Annotated in this window: 16 protein-coding genes and 1 pseudogene; 6 read left to right on the top strand and 11 right to left on the bottom strand. The window is 39.0% G+C overall.

Features of this window, described 5'->3' with window-relative positions:
* Nucleotides 1-26 precede the first annotated feature (26 nt).
* Nucleotides 27-731 (bottom strand): IS6-like element IS1006 family transposase, encoded by a 705-nt coding sequence (locus IRT38_RS07545; protein WP_194597349.1) that lies wholly within the window; start codon nucleotides 729-731, stop codon nucleotides 27-29.
* A gap of 61 nt (nucleotides 732-792) precedes the next feature.
* On the opposite strand from IRT38_RS07545, the pseudogene IRT38_RS07540 reads away from it, so the two are divergent.
* Nucleotides 793-1,305: pseudogene (locus IRT38_RS07540) on the top strand (IS3-like element ISAba29 family transposase); the annotation flags it as partial.
* A gap of 192 nt (nucleotides 1,306-1,497) precedes the next feature.
* On the opposite strand, the gene IRT38_RS07535 reads toward IRT38_RS07540, so the two are convergent.
* The 8 genes from IRT38_RS07535 to IRT38_RS07500 all read right to left on the bottom strand — a co-directional run bounded on the left by IRT38_RS07535 (nucleotide 1,498) and on the right by IRT38_RS07500 (nucleotide 11,674).
* A complete protein-coding gene (locus IRT38_RS07535) occupies nucleotides 1,498-1,863 on the bottom strand; it encodes a copper-binding protein (protein ID WP_004726733.1) in 366 nt (121 codons plus the stop codon).
* A 33-nt stretch (nucleotides 1,864-1,896) separates the two neighbouring features.
* Nucleotides 1,897-5,043: an efflux RND transporter permease subunit gene (locus IRT38_RS07530; protein ID WP_194597348.1), complete on the bottom strand. Its 3,147-nt coding sequence runs from the start codon at nucleotides 5,041-5,043 to the stop codon at nucleotides 1,897-1,899.
* Between the two features lie 13 nt (nucleotides 5,044-5,056).
* A complete protein-coding gene (locus tag IRT38_RS07525; RefSeq protein WP_194597347.1) occupies nucleotides 5,057-6,556 on the bottom strand; it encodes an efflux RND transporter periplasmic adaptor subunit in 1,500 nt (499 codons plus the stop codon).
* The gene (locus tag IRT38_RS07520; RefSeq protein ID WP_005237512.1) at nucleotides 6,556-7,860 is read right to left on the bottom strand and encodes a TolC family protein; all 1,305 of its coding nucleotides are present in this window, start codon (nucleotides 7,858-7,860) and stop codon (nucleotides 6,556-6,558) included. The genes IRT38_RS07525 and IRT38_RS07520 overlap by 1 nt, the downstream gene beginning before the upstream one ends.
* Nucleotides 7,861-7,940: 80 nt before the next feature.
* The gene (locus IRT38_RS07515; protein WP_002071399.1) at nucleotides 7,941-8,336 is read right to left on the bottom strand and encodes a hypothetical protein; all 396 of its coding nucleotides are present in this window, start codon (nucleotides 8,334-8,336) and stop codon (nucleotides 7,941-7,943) included.
* A 111-nt stretch (nucleotides 8,337-8,447) separates the two neighbouring features.
* A complete protein-coding gene (locus tag IRT38_RS07510) occupies nucleotides 8,448-9,329 on the bottom strand; it encodes a copper resistance protein B (RefSeq protein ID WP_004658646.1) in 882 nt (293 codons plus the stop codon).
* Entirely contained in the window at nucleotides 9,316-11,235 is a 1,920-nt protein-coding gene (locus IRT38_RS07505) for a copper resistance system multicopper oxidase (protein WP_194597346.1), read from the bottom strand. The genes IRT38_RS07510 and IRT38_RS07505 overlap by 14 nt, the downstream gene beginning before the upstream one ends.
* A gap of 88 nt (nucleotides 11,236-11,323) precedes the next feature.
* On the bottom strand, nucleotides 11,324-11,674 hold the full coding sequence (locus tag IRT38_RS07500; RefSeq protein WP_002058521.1) for a hypothetical protein: 351 nt from the start codon (nucleotides 11,672-11,674) through the stop codon (nucleotides 11,324-11,326).
* A gap of 150 nt (nucleotides 11,675-11,824) precedes the next feature.
* Here IRT38_RS07500 and IRT38_RS07495 point away from each other — a divergent pair, with 150 nt between their 5' ends.
* Both IRT38_RS07495 and IRT38_RS07490 read left to right on the top strand, forming a co-directional pair.
* On the top strand, nucleotides 11,825-12,508 hold the full coding sequence (locus IRT38_RS07495) for a heavy metal response regulator transcription factor (RefSeq protein ID WP_002058525.1): 684 nt from the start codon (nucleotides 11,825-11,827) through the stop codon (nucleotides 12,506-12,508).
* Nucleotides 12,498-13,874 (top strand): heavy metal sensor histidine kinase, encoded by a 1,377-nt coding sequence (locus tag IRT38_RS07490; protein ID WP_042893650.1) that lies wholly within the window; start codon nucleotides 12,498-12,500, stop codon nucleotides 13,872-13,874. The genes IRT38_RS07495 and IRT38_RS07490 overlap by 11 nt, the downstream gene beginning before the upstream one ends.
* Before the next feature lie 73 nt (nucleotides 13,875-13,947).
* Here IRT38_RS07490 and IRT38_RS07485 read toward each other — a convergent pair whose 3' ends face one another.
* Complete coding sequence (locus tag IRT38_RS07485) at nucleotides 13,948-16,311, bottom strand: heavy metal translocating P-type ATPase (RefSeq protein ID WP_017480637.1); 2,364 nt, start codon at nucleotides 16,309-16,311, stop codon at nucleotides 13,948-13,950.
* A 281-nt stretch (nucleotides 16,312-16,592) separates the two neighbouring features.
* Between IRT38_RS07485 and IRT38_RS07480 the strand changes: the two genes are divergently transcribed.
* The 3 genes from IRT38_RS07480 to IRT38_RS07470 all read left to right on the top strand — a co-directional run bounded on the left by IRT38_RS07480 (nucleotide 16,593) and on the right by IRT38_RS07470 (nucleotide 18,210).
* Complete coding sequence (locus IRT38_RS07480; protein WP_005198558.1) at nucleotides 16,593-16,973, top strand: copper resistance protein CopC; 381 nt, start codon at nucleotides 16,593-16,595, stop codon at nucleotides 16,971-16,973.
* A 68-nt stretch (nucleotides 16,974-17,041) separates the two neighbouring features.
* A complete protein-coding gene (locus tag IRT38_RS07475; protein ID WP_004880444.1) occupies nucleotides 17,042-17,923 on the top strand; it encodes a copper resistance D family protein in 882 nt (293 codons plus the stop codon).
* Nucleotides 17,924-17,937: 14 nt separating this feature from the next.
* Nucleotides 17,938-18,210, top strand: coding sequence for a hypothetical protein (locus tag IRT38_RS07470; protein ID WP_194597345.1), 273 nt, complete (start codon nucleotides 17,938-17,940; stop codon nucleotides 18,208-18,210).
* A gap of 103 nt (nucleotides 18,211-18,313) precedes the next feature.
* Here the strand turns inward: IRT38_RS07470 and IRT38_RS07465 are convergent, their stop codons facing one another.
* Nucleotides 18,314-19,210, bottom strand: a complete 897-nt coding sequence (locus IRT38_RS07465) for a hydrolase or metal-binding protein (protein ID WP_194597344.1) — start codon at nucleotides 19,208-19,210, stop codon at nucleotides 18,314-18,316.
* Nucleotides 19,211-19,365 lie beyond the last annotated feature (155 nt).

The raw sequence follows: 19,365 nt of genomic DNA, 5'->3' as shown, positions 1-19,365 counted from the left end.
TCGATGATGTTCCCTTTAAAAAGTACTTAGAGACCGAAAACCCTGTTGATTAGACACACTTCACCCTGAGGCTGACCATAATAAAATGACGATGCTTGTCCTTTACGTAGTGCACGCATGACTTCAATACCTTTAATTGTGGCATAAGCCGTCTTCATAGATTTGAATCCTAATGTGGCCCTGATGATCCGCTTTAGCTTGCCATGATCACATTCAATCACGTTATTTTTATACTTAATCTGCCTGTGCTCAAGGTCTGGTGGACATTTACCTTCCCGTTTTAACCGTGATAAAGCACGTCCATATGTGGGTGCTTTATCCGTGTTGATCACTTGTGGAATTTGCCACTTCTTCACATTATTTAAAATTTTTCCAAGAAAACAATATGCTGATTTGGTATTACGTCTAGAAGAAAGATAAAAATCAATGGTATCGCCACGTTGATCGACTGCACGATACAGATAAGACCATCGTCCATTCACTTTTACATAGGTTTCATCAATATGCCACGAGCTCAGATCTGTAGGATTAAGCCAATACCAGCGTAAACGTTTTTCTATTTCAGGAGCATAACGTTGAACCCAACGGTAAATAGTCGTGTGATCAACATTCACACCCCGTTCGGCCAGCATTTCCTGCAGTTCACGATAGCTAATGCCATATTTACAATACCAGCGCACAGCCCAAAGAATGATTTCGCCCTGAAAATGCCGACCATGGAAAGGATTCATATGCTGCACCTTTAGCTAAAACAGTCTTCAGCTTACCATTCGTGGTTATTTGCAACAGTGCCACCAATTATGGGTCAGTGACTTTACGTATATTCAAACTCATTCAGGCTGGGTTTATACTGCATTTATTATTGATGTGTTCTCACGAGCAATTGTTGGATGGAAAGTATCTACACGGATGAATACAGATATGGTACTCGATGCACTTGAGCAAGCATTGCACGATCGAGGCATGCCAAAGAATGTGATTCATCATTCCGATAGAGGTGTTCAATATCTTTCTATTCGCTATACCAATCGTTTAGAAGCTGCAAATTTACGAGCATCAGTCGGTACAACTGGTGATTCATACGATAATGCTTTGGCTGAAACGGTGAATGGCTTATACAAAACAGAGGTGATTGAATATCTAAAAGCAGATTGGCAAGGTTTAGCGGATGTACAACTTGCGACACTAAATTGGGTAGATTGGTTCAATAAAGAGCGTGTACATAGTGCATTAGGTTATGTATCACCTTTTGATTTTGAAGCAATGTACTATGATAAGATTAACCCGTTAGGTCAGGTGGCCTAACTTAAATAAAAAACTCTCCGACAAACCCGGTACGGTTCAAATGCTTTCTTGCCTTACAGTGGAATTGATAAAATAAAATTCAAGAATTGAACTATATAAACTGGAATTTTTAAAGCGATCTTATTTAACTTCTATAAAAATGCCAATAGCGTCTAAAGGATATAGCACTACTGGCATCATATACTAAGGCTGTTATAGATTTTTAGCCTTCACAGTGATGACTATATAATTTTCTCCTTCTGCTTTTAATTCAAAGTCAACTTTATCTCCTACAGTTAAACCATTTAATAAGGATGGGTCAGCAACTTTAAAGCCCATCTTCATTGCTGGCCAATTAATCGCAGGAATTGCTTCATGGTCGAGTGTTAAAATATTTTCTTTCGTATCAATAGCAGTAATCACGCCAACGGCTTGAGCCGTTGTAGCGGTAGAAGACTCCTTATTCATCTGCTCCATAGGTGCGTCTGCTTTCTTCTGCTCTGATGCTTCATTTTTACTACATGCGCTTAATGCAGCAATAGTGGTAACAAGAGCAATAATTTTCATGAATTTCAACATAATAAAACCTCTTTAGACGAAATAATAAAACGATCAATGTGTTGATAGTTTTCTTTTGATTAAAAGCTGATATACAGCCGGGATAACAAACATTGACAGTAGAGGAGCTGAAATCATGCCCCCAACCATAGGTAAAGCAATACGGCTCATCAATTCAGAACCTGTCCCAGTCCCTAAAAGTATAGGAATTAAGCCTGCCAAAATGACGGCAACCGTCATGGCTTTAGGACGAACGCGTAGTACAGCTCCTGTTCGGATTGCATCATTGAGTTGTTGCTCCGTTAAGGATGTCGTTGAAGAAGATAGGTTTTGCTGTGCATGTTCAACTGCTTGCTTCAAATAGAACAACATGACTACACCAAACTCAGCAGCAACACCTGCAAGTGCGATAAAACCAACTGCAATCGCAACTGAAAAGTGAAAACCGCTCAAATACATGGCCCATATACCACCAATCAAAGCAAAAGGTAGCGTTGCCATAATCAGAACTGCATCTTGTACTTGTCTAAAAATCAAATAGAGCAGTAGAAAAATAATCATCAAAGTAATTGGAATAACAACTTTTAAACGCGCATTAGCACGTTCCATAAACTCAAATTGCCCTGAATAGCTAATGCTCATGGCAGAGGAGCGTTTTACTTTTTGATCAATAGACTGCTTCAAATCTTGCACAACCGAAGCTAAGTCACGTCCTTGTACGTCTACATAAACCCAACCACTAGGGCGGGAATTTTCGCTCTTCAGCATTGGAGGGCCATCTGTAATTTGAATATTGGCAACACTACTTAATACAATTTGTTGTCCAGATTCAGTTACAATCGGTAAATTTCTCAAAGCTTCCAATGAGTCTCGAATCTCTCGTGGATAACGTACATTAATAGGATATCTTGCTAATCCCTCAACAGTTTCACCAATATTTTCCCCGCCAATCGCAGATGATACAATTTGCTGCACATCGTTGATATTGAGGCCATATCGTGCAGCCTGCATACGGTTAATATCGACATCAACATATCGACCACCTGTGAGTCGTTCAGCCAAAGCCGAGCTAACTCCGGGCACCTGTTTAGCCACTTGTTCAATTTGCTGTGCTACCCGATCAATATCTTGCAGATCATTTGCTGAAATCTTAATCCCGATTGGACTTTTCACCCCAGTTGCCAACATATCAATCCGGTTACGAATAGGTGGCACCCAAATATTCGTTAAACCCGGTACTTGAACTGCTTTATCCAGTTCTTTTACTAATTTGTCAGGTGTCATACCTGAGCGCCATTCAGACCGTGGTTTGAACTGAATCGTGGTTTCAAACATTTCTAAAGGCGCAGGGTCTGTTGCTGACTCAGCTCTCCCTGCTTTACCAAATACTGTCGCAACTTCTGGAACCGTTTTAATCATTCGATCTGTTTGCTGTAACAGTTCTGAGGCCTTAGCTGCGGACAATCCTGGTAAAGCTGAAGGCATATACAGTAAATCACCTTCATCCATATTCGGTAGAAATTCTCCACCTAATCGAGTTAAAGGTAAAAGACTAATAAGGAAAATTAGCAACGCACCAAATAAAGTGGTCTTTGGATGAGCTAAAACCTGATCCAACATAGGTCGGTATATTTTGATGAGGAAACGGTTCAATGGATTACGCTGTTCTGAGGGTAATTTCCCGCGGATCCAATAACCCATCAAAACAGGAATCAGGGTAATGGATAAACCAGCTGCCGCTGCCATGGCATAGGTTTTGGTAAACGCCAGAGGCGAGAACAAACGTCCTTCTTGCGCCTGTAAAGTAAAAACAGGAATAAAAGATAAGGTAATGATAAGTAAGCAGAAAAATAAAGCAGGACCAACTTCACTGGCGGAACGGGCAATAATATTCCAGCGTGCTTGAGTTTCTAATACTTGATTGGGATGTTCATGCTGCCAAGTCTCTATATGCTTATGTGCATTTTCAACCATCACAACCGCTGCATCAACCATAGCGCCAATAGCAATGGCAATCCCCCCCAGTGACATGATATTGGCATTTAGGCCCTGATAGTACATGACTAAGAAAGCCGACAAAATCCCAAGTGGTAAAGAAACAATAGCTACCATTGCTGATCGTAAATGCCAGAGGAAAAGTCCACAGACTAAAGCCACGACAATAAATTCTTCAATTAATTTATGACTGAGATTCTCGACTGCCCGATCAATCAGTTTACTGCGATCATATACAGGAACAACTTGCACTCCTTTAGGTAAACTTTGTTGCAATTCAGCCAGTTTTGCTTTCACAGCAGTAATCGTTTCACGTGCATTCTTACCAGCCCGTAAAATCACAACACCACCAACAGTTTCACCTTGTCCATTCAGCTCAGTGATACCACGACGCATTTCCGGTCCGAGTTGAATTGTTGCAACATCACCTAAAGAAACAGGAACACCCAAACTATTTGTTTTTATCGGGATCTGTCGAAAATCTTCTAATGTCTTTAAATAACCAGAAGCTCGTACCATATATTCAGTTTCAGCCATCTCCAGAACTGAACCACCGGTTTCTTGATTGGCCTTTTGAATCGCTTCAATGACATTGTTTTGAGTAACTCCTAAGGCGGCCATTTTACTTGGATCTAAAACAACCTGATATTGCTTCACCATTCCCCCAATCGTGGCAACTTCAGCCACATTGGGTAATGTCTTTAGTTCATACTTTAAAAACCAGTCTTGTATGCTTCTCAGTTGTGAAAGGTCATGTTGTCCTGTTGGATCAACTAACGCATATTCATAAACCCAGCCAACGCCTGTGGCATCTGGCCCTAATGAAGATTTCGCATTTGCAGGAATTCTTCCCTGAATCTGATTTAGATATTCCAATACACGCGAACGGGCCCAATAAAGATCGGTATGTTCATCAAAAATGACATATACAAATGAATCACCAAAAAAAGAATAACCGCGAACAGTTTTAACACCGGGCACCGATAACATGGTTGTTGTTAAAGGGTACGTCACCTGATTTTCAACAATTTGTGGTGCCTGACCTGGGTAATTAGTTCTGACAATCACTTGCACATCAGATAAATCTGGTAAAGCATCAACCGGAGTATTTTTTACAGCCCAAACACCCCAAGCTGCCAGAATTAAAGCTGCCAATAAGACAAATACACGATTCAAAATTGAAAAACGAATAATACGGGCGATCATAATAGTTCTCCCGTTAGTTCTTCAAAGATGCCATAGACATCTTTGAAATGTCAGAAATGACATAAGAATTTCCAACTTTTGTAAACCCAAAACGGACCTGGTCACCTTGCTGAATTCGGGTAAATGGTTGTACGGGCTGTTTAAAGCTCATGGTCATAGCACCCCAGCCCAACTCAGGAATAGCTTGGTGTGAAATGGTAATATCTTGATTTGTGACTTTTTCAACTTTACCAAGACCTTGATATGTTGACCTCTTAATCGTTTGAGATGATGCAATTGGTTGCCCAGTGTTGAGCTTATCCAATACGCCTTGCAAATTTGCTTCAGAATCAATCAGAAATTGTCCTGAAATCACTACTCTCTGACCAGCTTTCAACCCTTGCAGGACTGCAATTTTATTGCCATCACTTTGCCCTAACTGTACAACAACTGGTTCAAAACGTCCTTGCTCACGCCCTACAATGACAACATTCCGAGTACCTGTCCGTATAACAGCTTGCTCTGGTACAACCAAACTGCTTTGGGGATTATTTATTATATTGACAGAAGCAAACATCCCTGGCTTAAGTTGACCACTAGGATTTGATAATTCAATCCGAACTTTAATAGTTCTTGATGTTGTATCTAAGGTAGGCAAAATGTCGATAACTTTGCCAGTTACTTTTTGAGAAAAAGCAGCAAAATTGGCTTCTACACTCATACCTCGTTTGATTCCAGCAATTTGTTTTTCAGGAACGGCTGCCTCTAGCCAAATCGGGTTGATACCTTTAATTGTGGCCAAGGTTTGTCCCATAGCCAAAGCCATACCATTGCGGACTTCTAGTGAATCAATAAATCCACTAATGGGAGCTTGCAAAGTTATATTAGATTGCACTCGACGAGTTCGCTCAACTTGATGAATCACATTTTGTGGTATTCCTAAAAGCTGCAAACGTTGACGGCTTGCTTGAATAAGGGAACGATCTCCAGTACGGAGCACAGCTAAAAATTCAGTTTGCTCTCCAGTCCATTCGGGTATTGAAATATCAGCTATAGGGCTTCCTTCGGTCACCATATCTCCAACAGCATGCCCATACACTCGCTGAACAAAGCCACTTGCTCTAGTTTGTAAAATAGCTGTTTGCCGTTCATTTGCTTGTAATATGCCATTAGTAAACATGGCATTTCCAATTACAGCCTGTTCAACAGTGCCGTAACGGATGGCTAAATTTTGTTGAAGAGATGGATCTATTTTGACTGTAGGACGACTTTCATCCGTCATCGCAGTATTTTCGTCTGCATATTTAGGTACCAGTTGCATGTCCATAAATGGAGACTTGCCTGGCTTATCAAAATGATGTTCTGGTTTCATTGGATCGTACCAATAAAGCACTTTAGCATCCTGCTTCTGGCTTACCAATGCCGATTGAGAACCCTCTTCCTGATGAGCAAACCAATATCCGGCACCGCCACCTACGACAAGACTAATTGTGGCAACTCCCATGACAGTCATTGCCAATTTATTTCTTAACATTATGGCTGCTCCTCAGCATGGTTTAAGGTCGGCTCTTCAAAGGCAAAATAAAGTTGTGCTGTTGTAATTGCTTGTTGTTGTTGAAGATCAATAAGACGCAGCTGTTGTTCTAAAAGAGCTTGCCGGGCGGTAATGACATTGGACAAATTGCTTTTGCCTGCTTGGTAACTTGCTAACTGTAAACCCACTTTTTGTTTGGCGAGTGGAATACTTGTCTGTATCGTACGCTTAATTTGTTGACCAAGCGCATCAAGATCAGATAACCCATCATCCAGCATGGTGAGATGTTCACGGTATTGAACTTCTTGATCGGCAATGATCCGGTTTTGTTCGGCTAAAGCTGCCTGAACGAGCGGCCCACTACGTCTTTTTGAAAATACTGGAAGCTCTGTTGTGAGTTGAACCCCGATCATATCGCCAAATTCGCGTGCTCGATGCTGATAAGCAAGCTCAATCCCCCAATCTGGTTTCTGTAAAGCCTGAGCTTGCTTCAGTTTTGCTTCAGCAGTTTTCTTTTCTGCCTGAAATGCTTTTAATTCAGGATGTTGATGCAAATGATGATATAACTTTGATGAATCAAGATGGATGGATGGAGCTTGGTCAGGTAAGGTTTCAATTTGAGTAAGGTTTTCGGTAGGCTCTGCACTGATCAAGCGATGCAACTCTAGCTTGGCCTTATTTAAATCACGAAGCAAATCATCCTTCTGGTCAAGCAATACCGTGGCTTCTTGTTTTGGATCAAGTGCATCAGCAACCATTGTCCGACCAGAGGTGACCTGTGTTTGGGTCATCTGAGAAAGTAATCGATTCTCTGAAAACAGTTCATCGTATAGCGCCAATTTACGCTCAAGATAAAAACGTTTAAACCAAGCAGATGCAACTTTTTGACGTAACTCAATACGTAGAATCTCAGTTTGAGCAGTGACTGAACCCAATTCAGCTTTTGCTAACTCGACCTCGGCTTGTCTTTTGGCGCGGTTTGGAAAATCTTGCATAACGCCAATTTTCTGCATGGTCATGCCATCTTGTGTGACTGACCATGACGCATCACCAGATATAGGATAATTCTCCAAACCGACAAATAATTTAGGGTTGGGTAAAATACCTGAAGCTAAAACTACATTCTCAGCCCCTTCAATTTGGGCACTATTTACTCTTAAAGTTGGAGCATATTGCTCAGCAAGCTTCAAAGCTGTATCCAAAGTCAGTGGCTGGGCATAGACTTGACCATAGACTAGAGAAAAACAGATCACACCTATCGGCCATCTCACCCTGCGAGATAGCTTTTCTTTATAAAATTTCATATTTTTAGCTCTAAAATGATATACACGCGCACGCGCAGAACATCCATAAAAAATGCTATGAATGACGAAGAATTATCAAATTAGTTAGAGCGTGGGGGCTTCCATAAACCTGAAGGGTATGGAGCAGGAAGATTTTGATCTGGAAAATAAAAGACTGATCGCTCTACGGGTGAGAATACCGTTGAGTGCAAAATGCTTTGAGGATCACTGGCGTACGCAATTTTGGCAAAAGACATAATGCAATCTTGCTCAGACATACAGGAAGGATCATGTAGCGTTTTTTTGACCTTTGCTTCAACTTTCATACAGTCGGTATGCATCATATCCTGGTTTTGAGATGCTTCCATTTGCATGGATTTCATCTGTTCAGATGGCATTAAACACCGCTTATGTACAGACGAAGCAGCAGCAGCCGATCCTACTAAAAGAATAGCAAACGATAAAAACAGCGATAGGCATGTTTTTAACCACTGCATAATGTCATGACCAAAATTTAAGCTTTTTTAGTTTTACATATTTAGAAAAAATTAGCAATTTTATTCATTAAAATAGCAGCCTTAAGGCTGCTATTTTAATATCGAGACAAATTAAAAAACTAATTCAATACCTGCACCATATAGCCATCCCTTTTCAGAATCTGTTGCTTCTTGAAAAGGAGTTGATTTTTTTCCTTTCTCATATTGATAGGCTATATCAACAAATGGTCTGATACGTTTGGTAATCTCATAACGAGTTTTAATACCTGTCTTCAATTCTGACAACCCCGTCTTTGATGCAAAGTCAGAATTATCATTAAACACAACATCTGCTTCAATATATGGCTGAGTAATCAACTTTTGAGTGAGTAATAAATCACGGTCGAAATCAAAACTAGCTCCCCAGAAGTTGTCTTTTCCACCATAAAGGTAAGCTTTGGTCTCAAAGAAATAAGGAGCAAGACCTAATATACCAACGACACCATCGACTCGATCGCTGTTCTTGTTATTTTTATCCTCGCTGTATCTTAGACCAGCTTGTACATCCCAAAATGGTGCTACATTACGGCTATAAAGTGCAGACACATCATAATTGGGATCATTACTCTCTGCTTTATTCAGATTGGCTTCAACAAATACTCGATTCTCATCTGTTCCAATCAATGTTTCGAAACTAGAACCTAAACTACCCTTACCATCGTTATCAATTACCCACTCATTGGAAAATTTAGTTGTTTGGTAAATCTGTCCACCATGCTCGTTCAGATGTTTATCATGATTTTGGCTAAGAGCTAATTTGCCTTTTGAAGTACTTTGAGCAGCATTACGTTCAACATAGCCTAATCCTCCAGCTTCTTTTAAAAGCACATTCATACTTGACGTACTCTTATTTAGATTTTCAGTCGAATTATCATTAGCAAATGCCATACCTGCTAAACCAATTAAAGCAACTGATAAAAGTGTTTTTGAAAAAAGTTTTTTAGTGGTTTGCATGTTGATTCACTCCCTTATCATTTGCATGGGGTTGGGCAACGATACTTTTTGAATCAACATCATTGCTATCTACATTTGCCACAATGAGTTTGTTCATCATTCCAGCTGCCATGTGATATAACAAATGGCAGTGGATAGCCCATTCACCTAATTCATCAGCAGTAAGTAAAGTTGTAACTGTTTTCCCTGGTGGCACAATGATCGTGTGTTTATTTGGCATATTACTTGGATCTTGACCATTTTCAAGCTGCATAAACATACCGTGCAAGTGCATTGGGTGAGCCATCATACTGTCATTCACAAATTTCAAGCGTATACGTTCCCCATATTTCACTTTGAATGGTTCTGTTTCATTAAACTTCTTACCATTAATTGTCCAAATGTAGCGCTCCATATTCCCACCAAGACGGATTTCCATTTCACGTTCAGGGGCACGAGTATCTGGTTGAGGGTTTAAAGATTGTAAATCACTATACTGGAGTGCTTTTTGACCAACGGGTGTTGAAGCATTTGCCCATCCAAATACGGTATTATCATTCTTGTCTGAAGCCGACTTAACAGTAGCGCTATTCATCGGCATATCATGATCCATACCTTTCATAGAAGACATATCATGATCCATACCTTTCATAGAAGACATATCGTGATTCATGCCTTTCATAGAAGACATATCATGATTCATATCTTTCATTGAAGACATATCATGATCCATACCTTTCATAGAAGACATATCGTGATTCATGCCTTTCATAGAAGACATATCATGATCCATACCTTTCATAGAAGACATATCGTGATTCATATCTTTCATAGATGACATGTCATGGCTCATCCCCATATCTTCCATAGTTAATAAAGCACGAGGACGAGGCTTAGGCATCTCAATTTGTTTGACTGCTGGGCTGCTTTCTTCATGTAATGTTCCCACTGAAAAACCGGTACGATCAATAGATTCAGCTTCAATTTGGTAATGTGCTTGTTTTGGTTCCACAATGACATCATAGGTTTCAGCAGTACCAATACGGAACTCATCTACAGGAACGGGCTTTACAGGTTGACCATCAGCACTGACTACAGTCATTTTTAGGTTTGGAATGCGTACATCAAAGAATGACATAGCGGAAGCATTAATAAAACGAAGGCGAACTTTTTCACCAGCTTTGAAGTTACCGGTCCAGTTTTGCTGAGGTGTTTTGCCATTCATTAAAAATGTATAACCAGTCACATCGGACATATCTGTTTTCAGCATTCGCATCTGATTCCACATAGAACGGTCTTGCCAAGTCGCTTTTAGCCCATCACGTTTAACTTGTTTTAATACATCGAATACTGTTTCGCGGCGGTTCTGATAGTAGTCTGCTTCTTTTTTAATATTTTTCATAATTTGATCACTTGTCGAATTATGAAAATCAGAAAGCAAAACAACGTAATCTTTATCGGTTTTTTCAGCAGCTGTTAGTGGAGTTTTATCTTTAGGATAAATAACAAAAGCACCATATAAACCGTCTTGTTCTTGTCCTTTACTATGTGAATGATACCAATAAGTACCATTTTGGCGGACTTTAAACTTATATTCATAAGTTTTATTAGGGGCAATGCCATGAAATTTGTTAAATCCAGGTACACCATCCATAATTCCAGGTAATAATAAGCCATGCCAATGGATTGAAGAGTCCTGATTTTTTAACTTATTGTGAACACGGATAACGGCCTCATCACCTTCTTCAAATTCAAGAAGTGGTGCAACGAATTTACCATTTACAGTAATTCTCTCAACTGGTTTTCCTGTGATATTTACAGTTTGTTCAGCGATTGTTAAATCATATTCTTTAACTGCCGCCATTACCCAAGTTGATGAAAATAAACCAACTCCTATTAAAAGGACATGACTTAATTTTTTAGACATTTATTTCACCTATCTAATATAAAGATGGGGAGCTCAAGCAAACCAATTATTCGCTTTAATCTCCCCAATCTTTCATTTATCGTATTTGTTATTTATTTGATGTATTTGACATGTTCATCTTTGAGTGGTCCATGTTCATCATATTTGAATGATCCATATTACCCATTTTAGACTGATCCATATTCATCATCTTAGAGTGATCCATCTGAGACATATCAGCCATATTGCCATGCTCATGCTGACTATGATCCTGTTGGGTTTTCTCATCATTCTTCATATTACAAGGTTTTTGGCATTTCTCTGACATTTTTGAGTCCGCTTTAGTTTCAGTGACTACAGTGGTTCCCTGTTTAGCATCGGCTGCCCAAGACTGAGTTCCTGCAATTAAAGTTCCAATACACATAAGTGTAGTTAAGCTACGACGGAATAGAGTTTTCATGTTTTGCTCCAAAAATTAACTTTATACAAATACCTTAAAGGCTACCACCAAACATCTATATGACATGAAAATGACATTTTTGTAATCTACAAAGAATCACGTATTTATAACGTTATTATATTCTTAATGAGTGATATTGGATTTTTATCAATGAGAATCTTACTAGTTGAAGATGAACAAAAAACTGGTGACTACCTTAAACAAGGTCTATCTGAAGCTGGGTATATTACGGATTGGGTCACAGATGGATTATCAGGTAAACATCAAGCACTTTCCGAAGAATATGACCTCATCATTTTGGACGTTATGTTACCAAAATTAGATGGCTGGAATATCATTTATGATATTCGCAAAAGCGGAAAGACAATGCCTATTCTATTTCTTTCAGCGCGTGATCAAATTGAAGATCGAGTTAAGGGATTAGATTTGGGAGCTGATGACTACCTCGTAAAACCTTTTGCTTTTGCTGAGTTATTAGCACGCATTAAAAGCTTACTCCGACGGGGACAACAAAAAGAAGATAGTAACCTTATTACAATTGCTGATCTTGAACTTGATCTTCGTAAACGCCGCGTCACTCGCGCTGGGCAACGTATTGACTTAACAGCTAAAGAATTCGCGCTGATGGAATTATTTATGCGTAGACGTGGTGAAATTTTACCTCGCGCACTCATAGCTTCTCAAATTTGGGATATGAATTTTGATAGTGATACCAACGTCGTAGAAGTCGCTATTAAACGTTTGAGAAGTAAAATTGACAGTAACTTTAGCCCTAAGCTAATCCAGAACATACGGGGAATGGGTTATGTTCTAGAGGTTGAAGATGACTCGTAAATTGTTTAATGCAATCAGCTTTCGTATAGCTATTATTTTTTCTCTATCTACCGTAATCATTCTAATGATTATGGGACTAGTTATTCATCAACTCGTAATGCATCATTTCGAAGCTCAAGACCGAACTCAATTAGAAGGTAAAATTCAACTTATAGAGAATCTATTAGAACAGAATCCTTCTAATTCTCAAGAATTGAATTTATATTTAAAAGATGCCTTAGTTGGTCATCATGATCTAATTGTTCAAATTGAACGACCAACGGGTCAAATTATTTTTAGTTCAGCACCATCCACCATTCATACCAAAACACTCAATAAATCAAAACGAAAGCCTTGGGTTGAATGGAGCATTCAAAATAAAACCTACCGTGGTTTAATTTATACAAAGTCTTTTAATCATCAAGACTCAATTATGTCAGCTCAAATTGTCGTTGGCATCGATACTTCTGAGCATCTACATTTCTTAAATGACTTTAGACGTCAACTTCTATACATTGGATTTGTGGGTACAATTTGTTTAATGTTCTTAGGGTGGTTCGCAGCATGGCGAGGGTTACGCCCAGTTCAAAAAATGGCAAAAGTGGCAGAAGGTATATCTGCTCAACATCTTTCTGAACGCTTAGAAGTCGAAAACACGCCAACAGAGCTTAGATCCTTAGCCATAGCTTTTAACGATATGTTAGATAGACTGGAATCTGCTGTAGAGAAATTATCAGACTTCTCATCTGATCTTGCTCATGAAATTCGCACACCTATTAATAATTTGATGACTCAAACCCAAGTATGTTTATCCCGTAGTAGAGATATCAATACTTATCAGGAAGTTCTCTTTTCTAACTTAGAAGAGTTTGAACGTTTAGCTCGGATGGTTTCAGATATGTTATTCCTTGCCAAAGCCGAACACGGTTTGCATTTACCAAACTTACAAAGAATTGATTTGGTCAAAGAAATTTCAGCTTTATTTGACTTTTATGATGCTATTGCTTCTGAAAAGAAAATGACTTTAGAACAAACTGGTCTAGGTTATGTAAATGGCGATCCTTCAATGTTACGTCGAGCACTCAGTAATCTATTATCAAATGCGATCAAATATGGAAAAACAGATTCAGTGATCAAAATCAATTGCCAACAAAGCTTTGATAAAACTGTTTTTACAATTGAGAATGAAAGCTCACCTTTATCATCAGACCAGCTAAATCGATTATTTGACCGTTTTTATAGAACAGATGCTTCCAGACAGCGAGTTGAGGAAGGTACTGGCTTAGGGCTAGCAATTACCAAATCCATTCTTGATGTACATGGCGCAACAATTAGAGCAGACTATCATAATGGCCGCATAACTTTTAAAATTATTTTTAAAAATTAATCACTTATATAAAAATAAACAACTACTGACTACTCATCTTTAATAGTTAAAAATAATGAGTAGTCAGAAAAACTTAGTTTTGGCTACGTAGTCGTAAAGCATTACCAATTACCGATGCTGAGCTTAGGCTCATTGCTAATGCTGCGATCATAGGCGAGAGTAACCAGCCAGTAAATGGATACAGTACACCAGCAGCCAAAGGGATACCTAATCCATTATAGAGGAAAGCAAACATCAAGTTTTGTTTCATATTTTTAACAGTTGCCTCTGATAAAGAACGAGCAATTTCAATACCACGTAAGTCACCTTTTACCAAAGTAACTTGGGCACTATTCATTGCTACATCTGTTCCTGTACCCATTGCAATTCCGATATCAGCCTGAGCTAAAGCTGGGGCATCATTGATCCCATCACCAGCCATCGCAACCACTCTTCCTTCTTTTTGCAATTTCTTAACCAATTCTAATTTATCTGCGGGTTTAACCTCACCATAAACCTCATCAATACCTAATCTAGCGCCAACAGACTTAGCTGTTGTTAATCCATCACCAGTAGCCATTACGATTCTTAGACCGGAATCTTTTAATGAAAGAACAGCCTCAGGTGTACTTGCTTTGATTGGATCTGAAACAGCTATTAACCCTATCAGTTTTCCATCCACAGCTAAATGCATGACACTTGCACCTTCGGCTCTTAACTTTTCAGCTTCGGGAACAAATGCTTTAACTGATATTCCCAGCTGTTCCATTAATGCTGTATTACCAAGAGATAATTGTTGTCCATTTAACTCTCCTTTAACACCAATCCCAGAGCCAGATTCAAAAGATGTTGGTCTAGACAGTACAAGATCTCTTTCACGGGCAGCACGTACGATTGCATCAGCTAAAGGGTGTTCACTCCCCTGATCCAGACTAGCTGCTAACCGAAGTACCTCATTTTCTTCATAGCCCGAAAGAGCGATAACCTTATCGAATGAGGGTTGGCCTTCAGTTAAAGTACCTGTCTTATCAATAATTAAAGTATCAATCTTACGTAAATTTTCTATTGCAGCTGCATCACGAAAAAGTACACCATTCGATGCACCACGACCTGTTGCCACCATAATTGACATAGGTGTCGCTAAGCCTAAAGCACATGGGCAAGCAATAATTAACACTGCGACAGCATTAATTAACCCGTAAACCCAACTAGGCTCTGGGCCAAATACCCCCCAACCAAAAAATGTAAGCACAGAAATAGCAATAACTACCATAACAAACCAACCTGCAACATGATCTGCCATTCTTTGCATCGGCGCTTTAGAACGTTGAGCTTGCGATACCATTTGTACGATCTGAGACAGTACCGTTGAAGATCCAACCTTTTCTGAACGCATTACTAATGAACCATTCATATTTATTGTTGCACCTATTACTTGATCGCCTTCACGTTTTGTAACGGGAACAGGTTCTCCTGTTAACATTGATTCATCAATAGAACTTGACCCTTCAGTAACAACTCCATCAACAGGGACCTTTTCACCTGGTCGTACTCGGAGCAAATCTCCAACATGTACATGGGAAAGAGGAATATCTTCTTCTTTACCATCGTCATTTATTTTTCTTGCAGTCTTAGGTGCTAGCCCAAGTAAAGATTTAATTGCTGCCGAGGTCTGTGATCGAGCTTTCAACTCAAGAACTTGGCCTAATAAGGTCAGCGAAATAATGGCTGCTGTGGCCTCAAAATACACAGCAACACGCCCCATAGATACAAATGAGTCTGGAAATACTTGAGGTACTATTGTTCCAACAAGGCTGTATATAAAAGCAGCTCCTGTACCAATTCCAATCAAGGTCCACATATTTGGACTCCGATTAAGGATTGACTGCCAACATCTCACAAAAAATGGCATTCCTGCCCACAAAACAATTGGTAAAGTCAGTACCAGTTCAATCCAGCTTTGCACCTGCATTTCGAACCAGTTCAATTGATGACCAAACATTGCTAAGAAAACTACAATAATGGTTAGCGGTAAGGTCCACCAAAATCTATGCTTAAAATTCTTGAGTTCTGGGTTTTTATCAGCGTCATCTAAGTCAGGAAGTAAAGGCTCTAACGACATACCACAGATCGGACAATTTCCCGCATGGTTCTGTCTAATTTCAGGATGCATTGGACAAGTGTATATCGTGAAGGTATTAACATGAGCAGGCTGATTAACTTCATTTGAATCCTCACCATCCCTCTTTTGTGGTTCTTTTAACGTAACTACATTCTCAACTTTAGTAATATAAAAATGAGGATCACTTTTAAACTTTATGTGGCATTTCTCACTACAAAAGTAAAAAGTTCTATTTTTAACTTCTTCATAAAACTTGGATGCTTCTGTAACTGTCATACCACAGACAGGGTCAGTAAGTCTGTTATTGAGTACTTTGTTTTCATGATGATGGTCCATAAAAGCCTCCTTCATATTTAATTTTTTAAATTAATAATTTCATTAAGATGGAAATAGACTCCCTCTTATTAGTTTGTTTAGTGATCATTGTTTTCTTTAAAGCCAGTGTACCACTTGTGGTTTTTTAATTTTTAAAATGACAAAAATGTAATTTTGAAGTCATCGGGATGTTTCTCTCATCCTTTAATAATAAGCATGAGAAAGGTGATGACCAAGCAACCAATTGATGCATTTCATTCGGTCATTACTGAGCCCAAGATTAGTTTAAAGAGGATGAAGAAATGAAAATTTTCAAAAATAAAATGTCAGCTCTACGTAACACTCTCGTAGGTGCAACACTGATTGTTACTGCTTCAAGTGCATTTGCACACGTGAAACTTGAAAGTGCAATTCCTGCGATCAATGCTTCTGTAGCAAGTCAACCAAAAAACATAACACTCAATTTTGGTGAAGAAGTCATGCTAATGAACGTTAAGTTACTTGATGCCCAACGTAAGGATATCCCTTTGAACTACCAAATAACTCATGATATGAAAAAATCATTTGACGTAGCGGTTCCAAAACTAAAAAAAGGAAAATATACGGTGGTTTGGACCACAATGGGTACCGATGGCCATAACATGAATGGTGAATATAATTTCACTATTAAATCGGTAAAATAACAATAAATGCAAATAGCCAACATGCAAGCAGCTTGCTTACACGTTGGCTATAACTGTGGGAGAAAAATATGATTCCTGAGACTTGGATATACGCAACATGGTTGGTTAAAGTCATTCTATATTTAGGGATTGCATTTATTATAGGTGGTGCTTTCTGCTATTTCTTACTTGGACGTTATGTTGAAATAAAGGGAACTATTCTCAAATACATAACTATTGGTACAGGATTAGGTCTTTTTTCAAGTGTTCTCGGCTTCTTCATTCTTATAGGAAGTTTTGCCAACACTGGCCTTTCAGGTATGTGGGATAGCAACTATATAAATATACTAGTCAATACTCCTACTGGACATGTCTATATCATTCGATCAATCAGTTTTGCACTTTTACTCATATTTATGATAGTCAAACTTAGTAAAGGGACGATTGATATTTCCAAAACTGAAGGAGCAATCTTTACCATACTGCTCACACCAATCGTTTTAAGTTTTTCACAACTCGGACACGTCACGAATTTACCCTTTTTCGCTCAAGCTTTGTTAACAATACATGTACTTGTAATGTCCTTATGGATGGGGTCGCTTTATCCATTATGGAAAACAAGCAAAAAAATTAATGGCTTACCACTTAAAGAACGTATGCATCTATTTGGGCAAATAGCAGCCTTTATTGTAGGAATACTCATCGCTTGTGGTCTTAGTATTGCTTTATTACTCTTTAAAGATTTTAATACTCTAATCAATACACCTTATGGGCATGGATTTATTATTAAAATATTATTTGTCCTAAGTATTTTATTGTTAGCAGCCTTTAACAAATGGTATTTCACACCTCGCTTACAAGACCCGAAATTTGCGAAACAATTGGGCTATGCCATTTTATTTGAGATGTCATTAGGTCTATCAATTCTTTTAGCCACTGGTTATATCACCACTGTAGTCGGTATTGAGTAAAAAAGGATCACGCTATGACTTCATGGATGAAGTACTATTTATTATTTCTCATATTTTTAAATACAATATCTTGGGCTGAACCTAGCACTTCAAAAACGATTCGCTCCTTAGATGATACTGATTTACGTAATATTACTGATCATAACCATGGCGATACCAAAGTTGATGAGAATAAAGATGACCATCATTCCAAAGATAAACAACTACGTAATGAGGATAGTAGACAACAAAAAGTTATAAATGGATTAATGTTACAAAAGCCTAACGTACTACCGCCCTCCAAATAAACGATACTTAAGTAATGTTTATTGATTCAATAAGTAGTTCAAATTTTTTAATAAAAAATAGTAGCAATATTACTGTTGGGGGCTTCTTAGCCCCCAACAGTATTTAATTCAAAGCCTGCACCGACTGCTGCAACCCTTTCTGAATATCCTGAACATGATTCAGGTCATGCGTTTGCTTACGCTGTTCTGGTTTGGAATCCTCCGTATAAAACTCCTCAACAATGTCCATCCCTTCCTCACCTCCCACCTCAAAGCTGGCATTGCCATAACCTATCCTCGCTACTTGATCCAATGCCTCTTGATAGAACCCTGCTGCTTTGCTTTGTTCACTGATTTGCTTGGCATTGCTAATCGCTTCCTGCAAATTGACACCATCACGTAAGGTCAAGTCCACGTAGTAAATCGGAGTACGGTAACTTTGCGTGGTACTTTTGCCTCTGAGAGTAAGTTGCAAAGGTAGGCATGAAAGTAAATCACCTGAAGCCGAGCTGTAATAACGTAATCGCGCTGCCAGAGTGCGGATGCTATTAAAACCTGTGGTTCTAAAGATGAAGGTACCGAACTCATCGGATTCGTCTAAATTGACGTAAAGTCTCCCGTAAGGCTTACACAGTCCACCTTGTGCCAATGGACATAAATCAGGGGATGGACATGGATGTTGCTCAATCCCATTTTGTCCAAGTCGCTGGCAAGTTTCTCCATTGCCTGAACAGATTAAGCGTCCTGTTTGGCGGTCAAATAGGCTGTACTCTGCCCGTAGACTCAGTTCGGGATCATTGAAGATCATCCGCACTGGAATGGTTCTGAGTTTTTGATTGGGTGCTTTAGCTCGGAGTTGTTCATCCAAGGGATGCTTGATCCACCCATCCTTTCCTTGAATTTGGCTGGTAATCGTAAATTGGTCATCCTTTTCAGGGACGCGTTTGCCGTTCTTTTCAACGATCTTACCAATACTGATACGACCTAAAATGGGTGGTGTGATTGCTAAACCTTTAATCATGAGATGAATCCTTATTTTGTTAAATATTTACGAAGTCACGATATTTACTGTAAAGCACTACCTCTTCACCTATTCCTTTTCAGCCTGATCAATCACCTCTCTTTATTCATCGGTCACAAGAGATTGAGTGCATCAAAGATTTACGCAAAGCTTCT

This window comes from Acinetobacter sp. SK-43 (assembly GCF_015351505.1).
Classification (GTDB): Bacteria; Pseudomonadota; Gammaproteobacteria; order Pseudomonadales; family Moraxellaceae; genus Acinetobacter; species Acinetobacter junii.
Note: the sequence above shows the minus strand (reverse complement) of the source record. Positions and strands in the feature narration are given on the sequence as shown.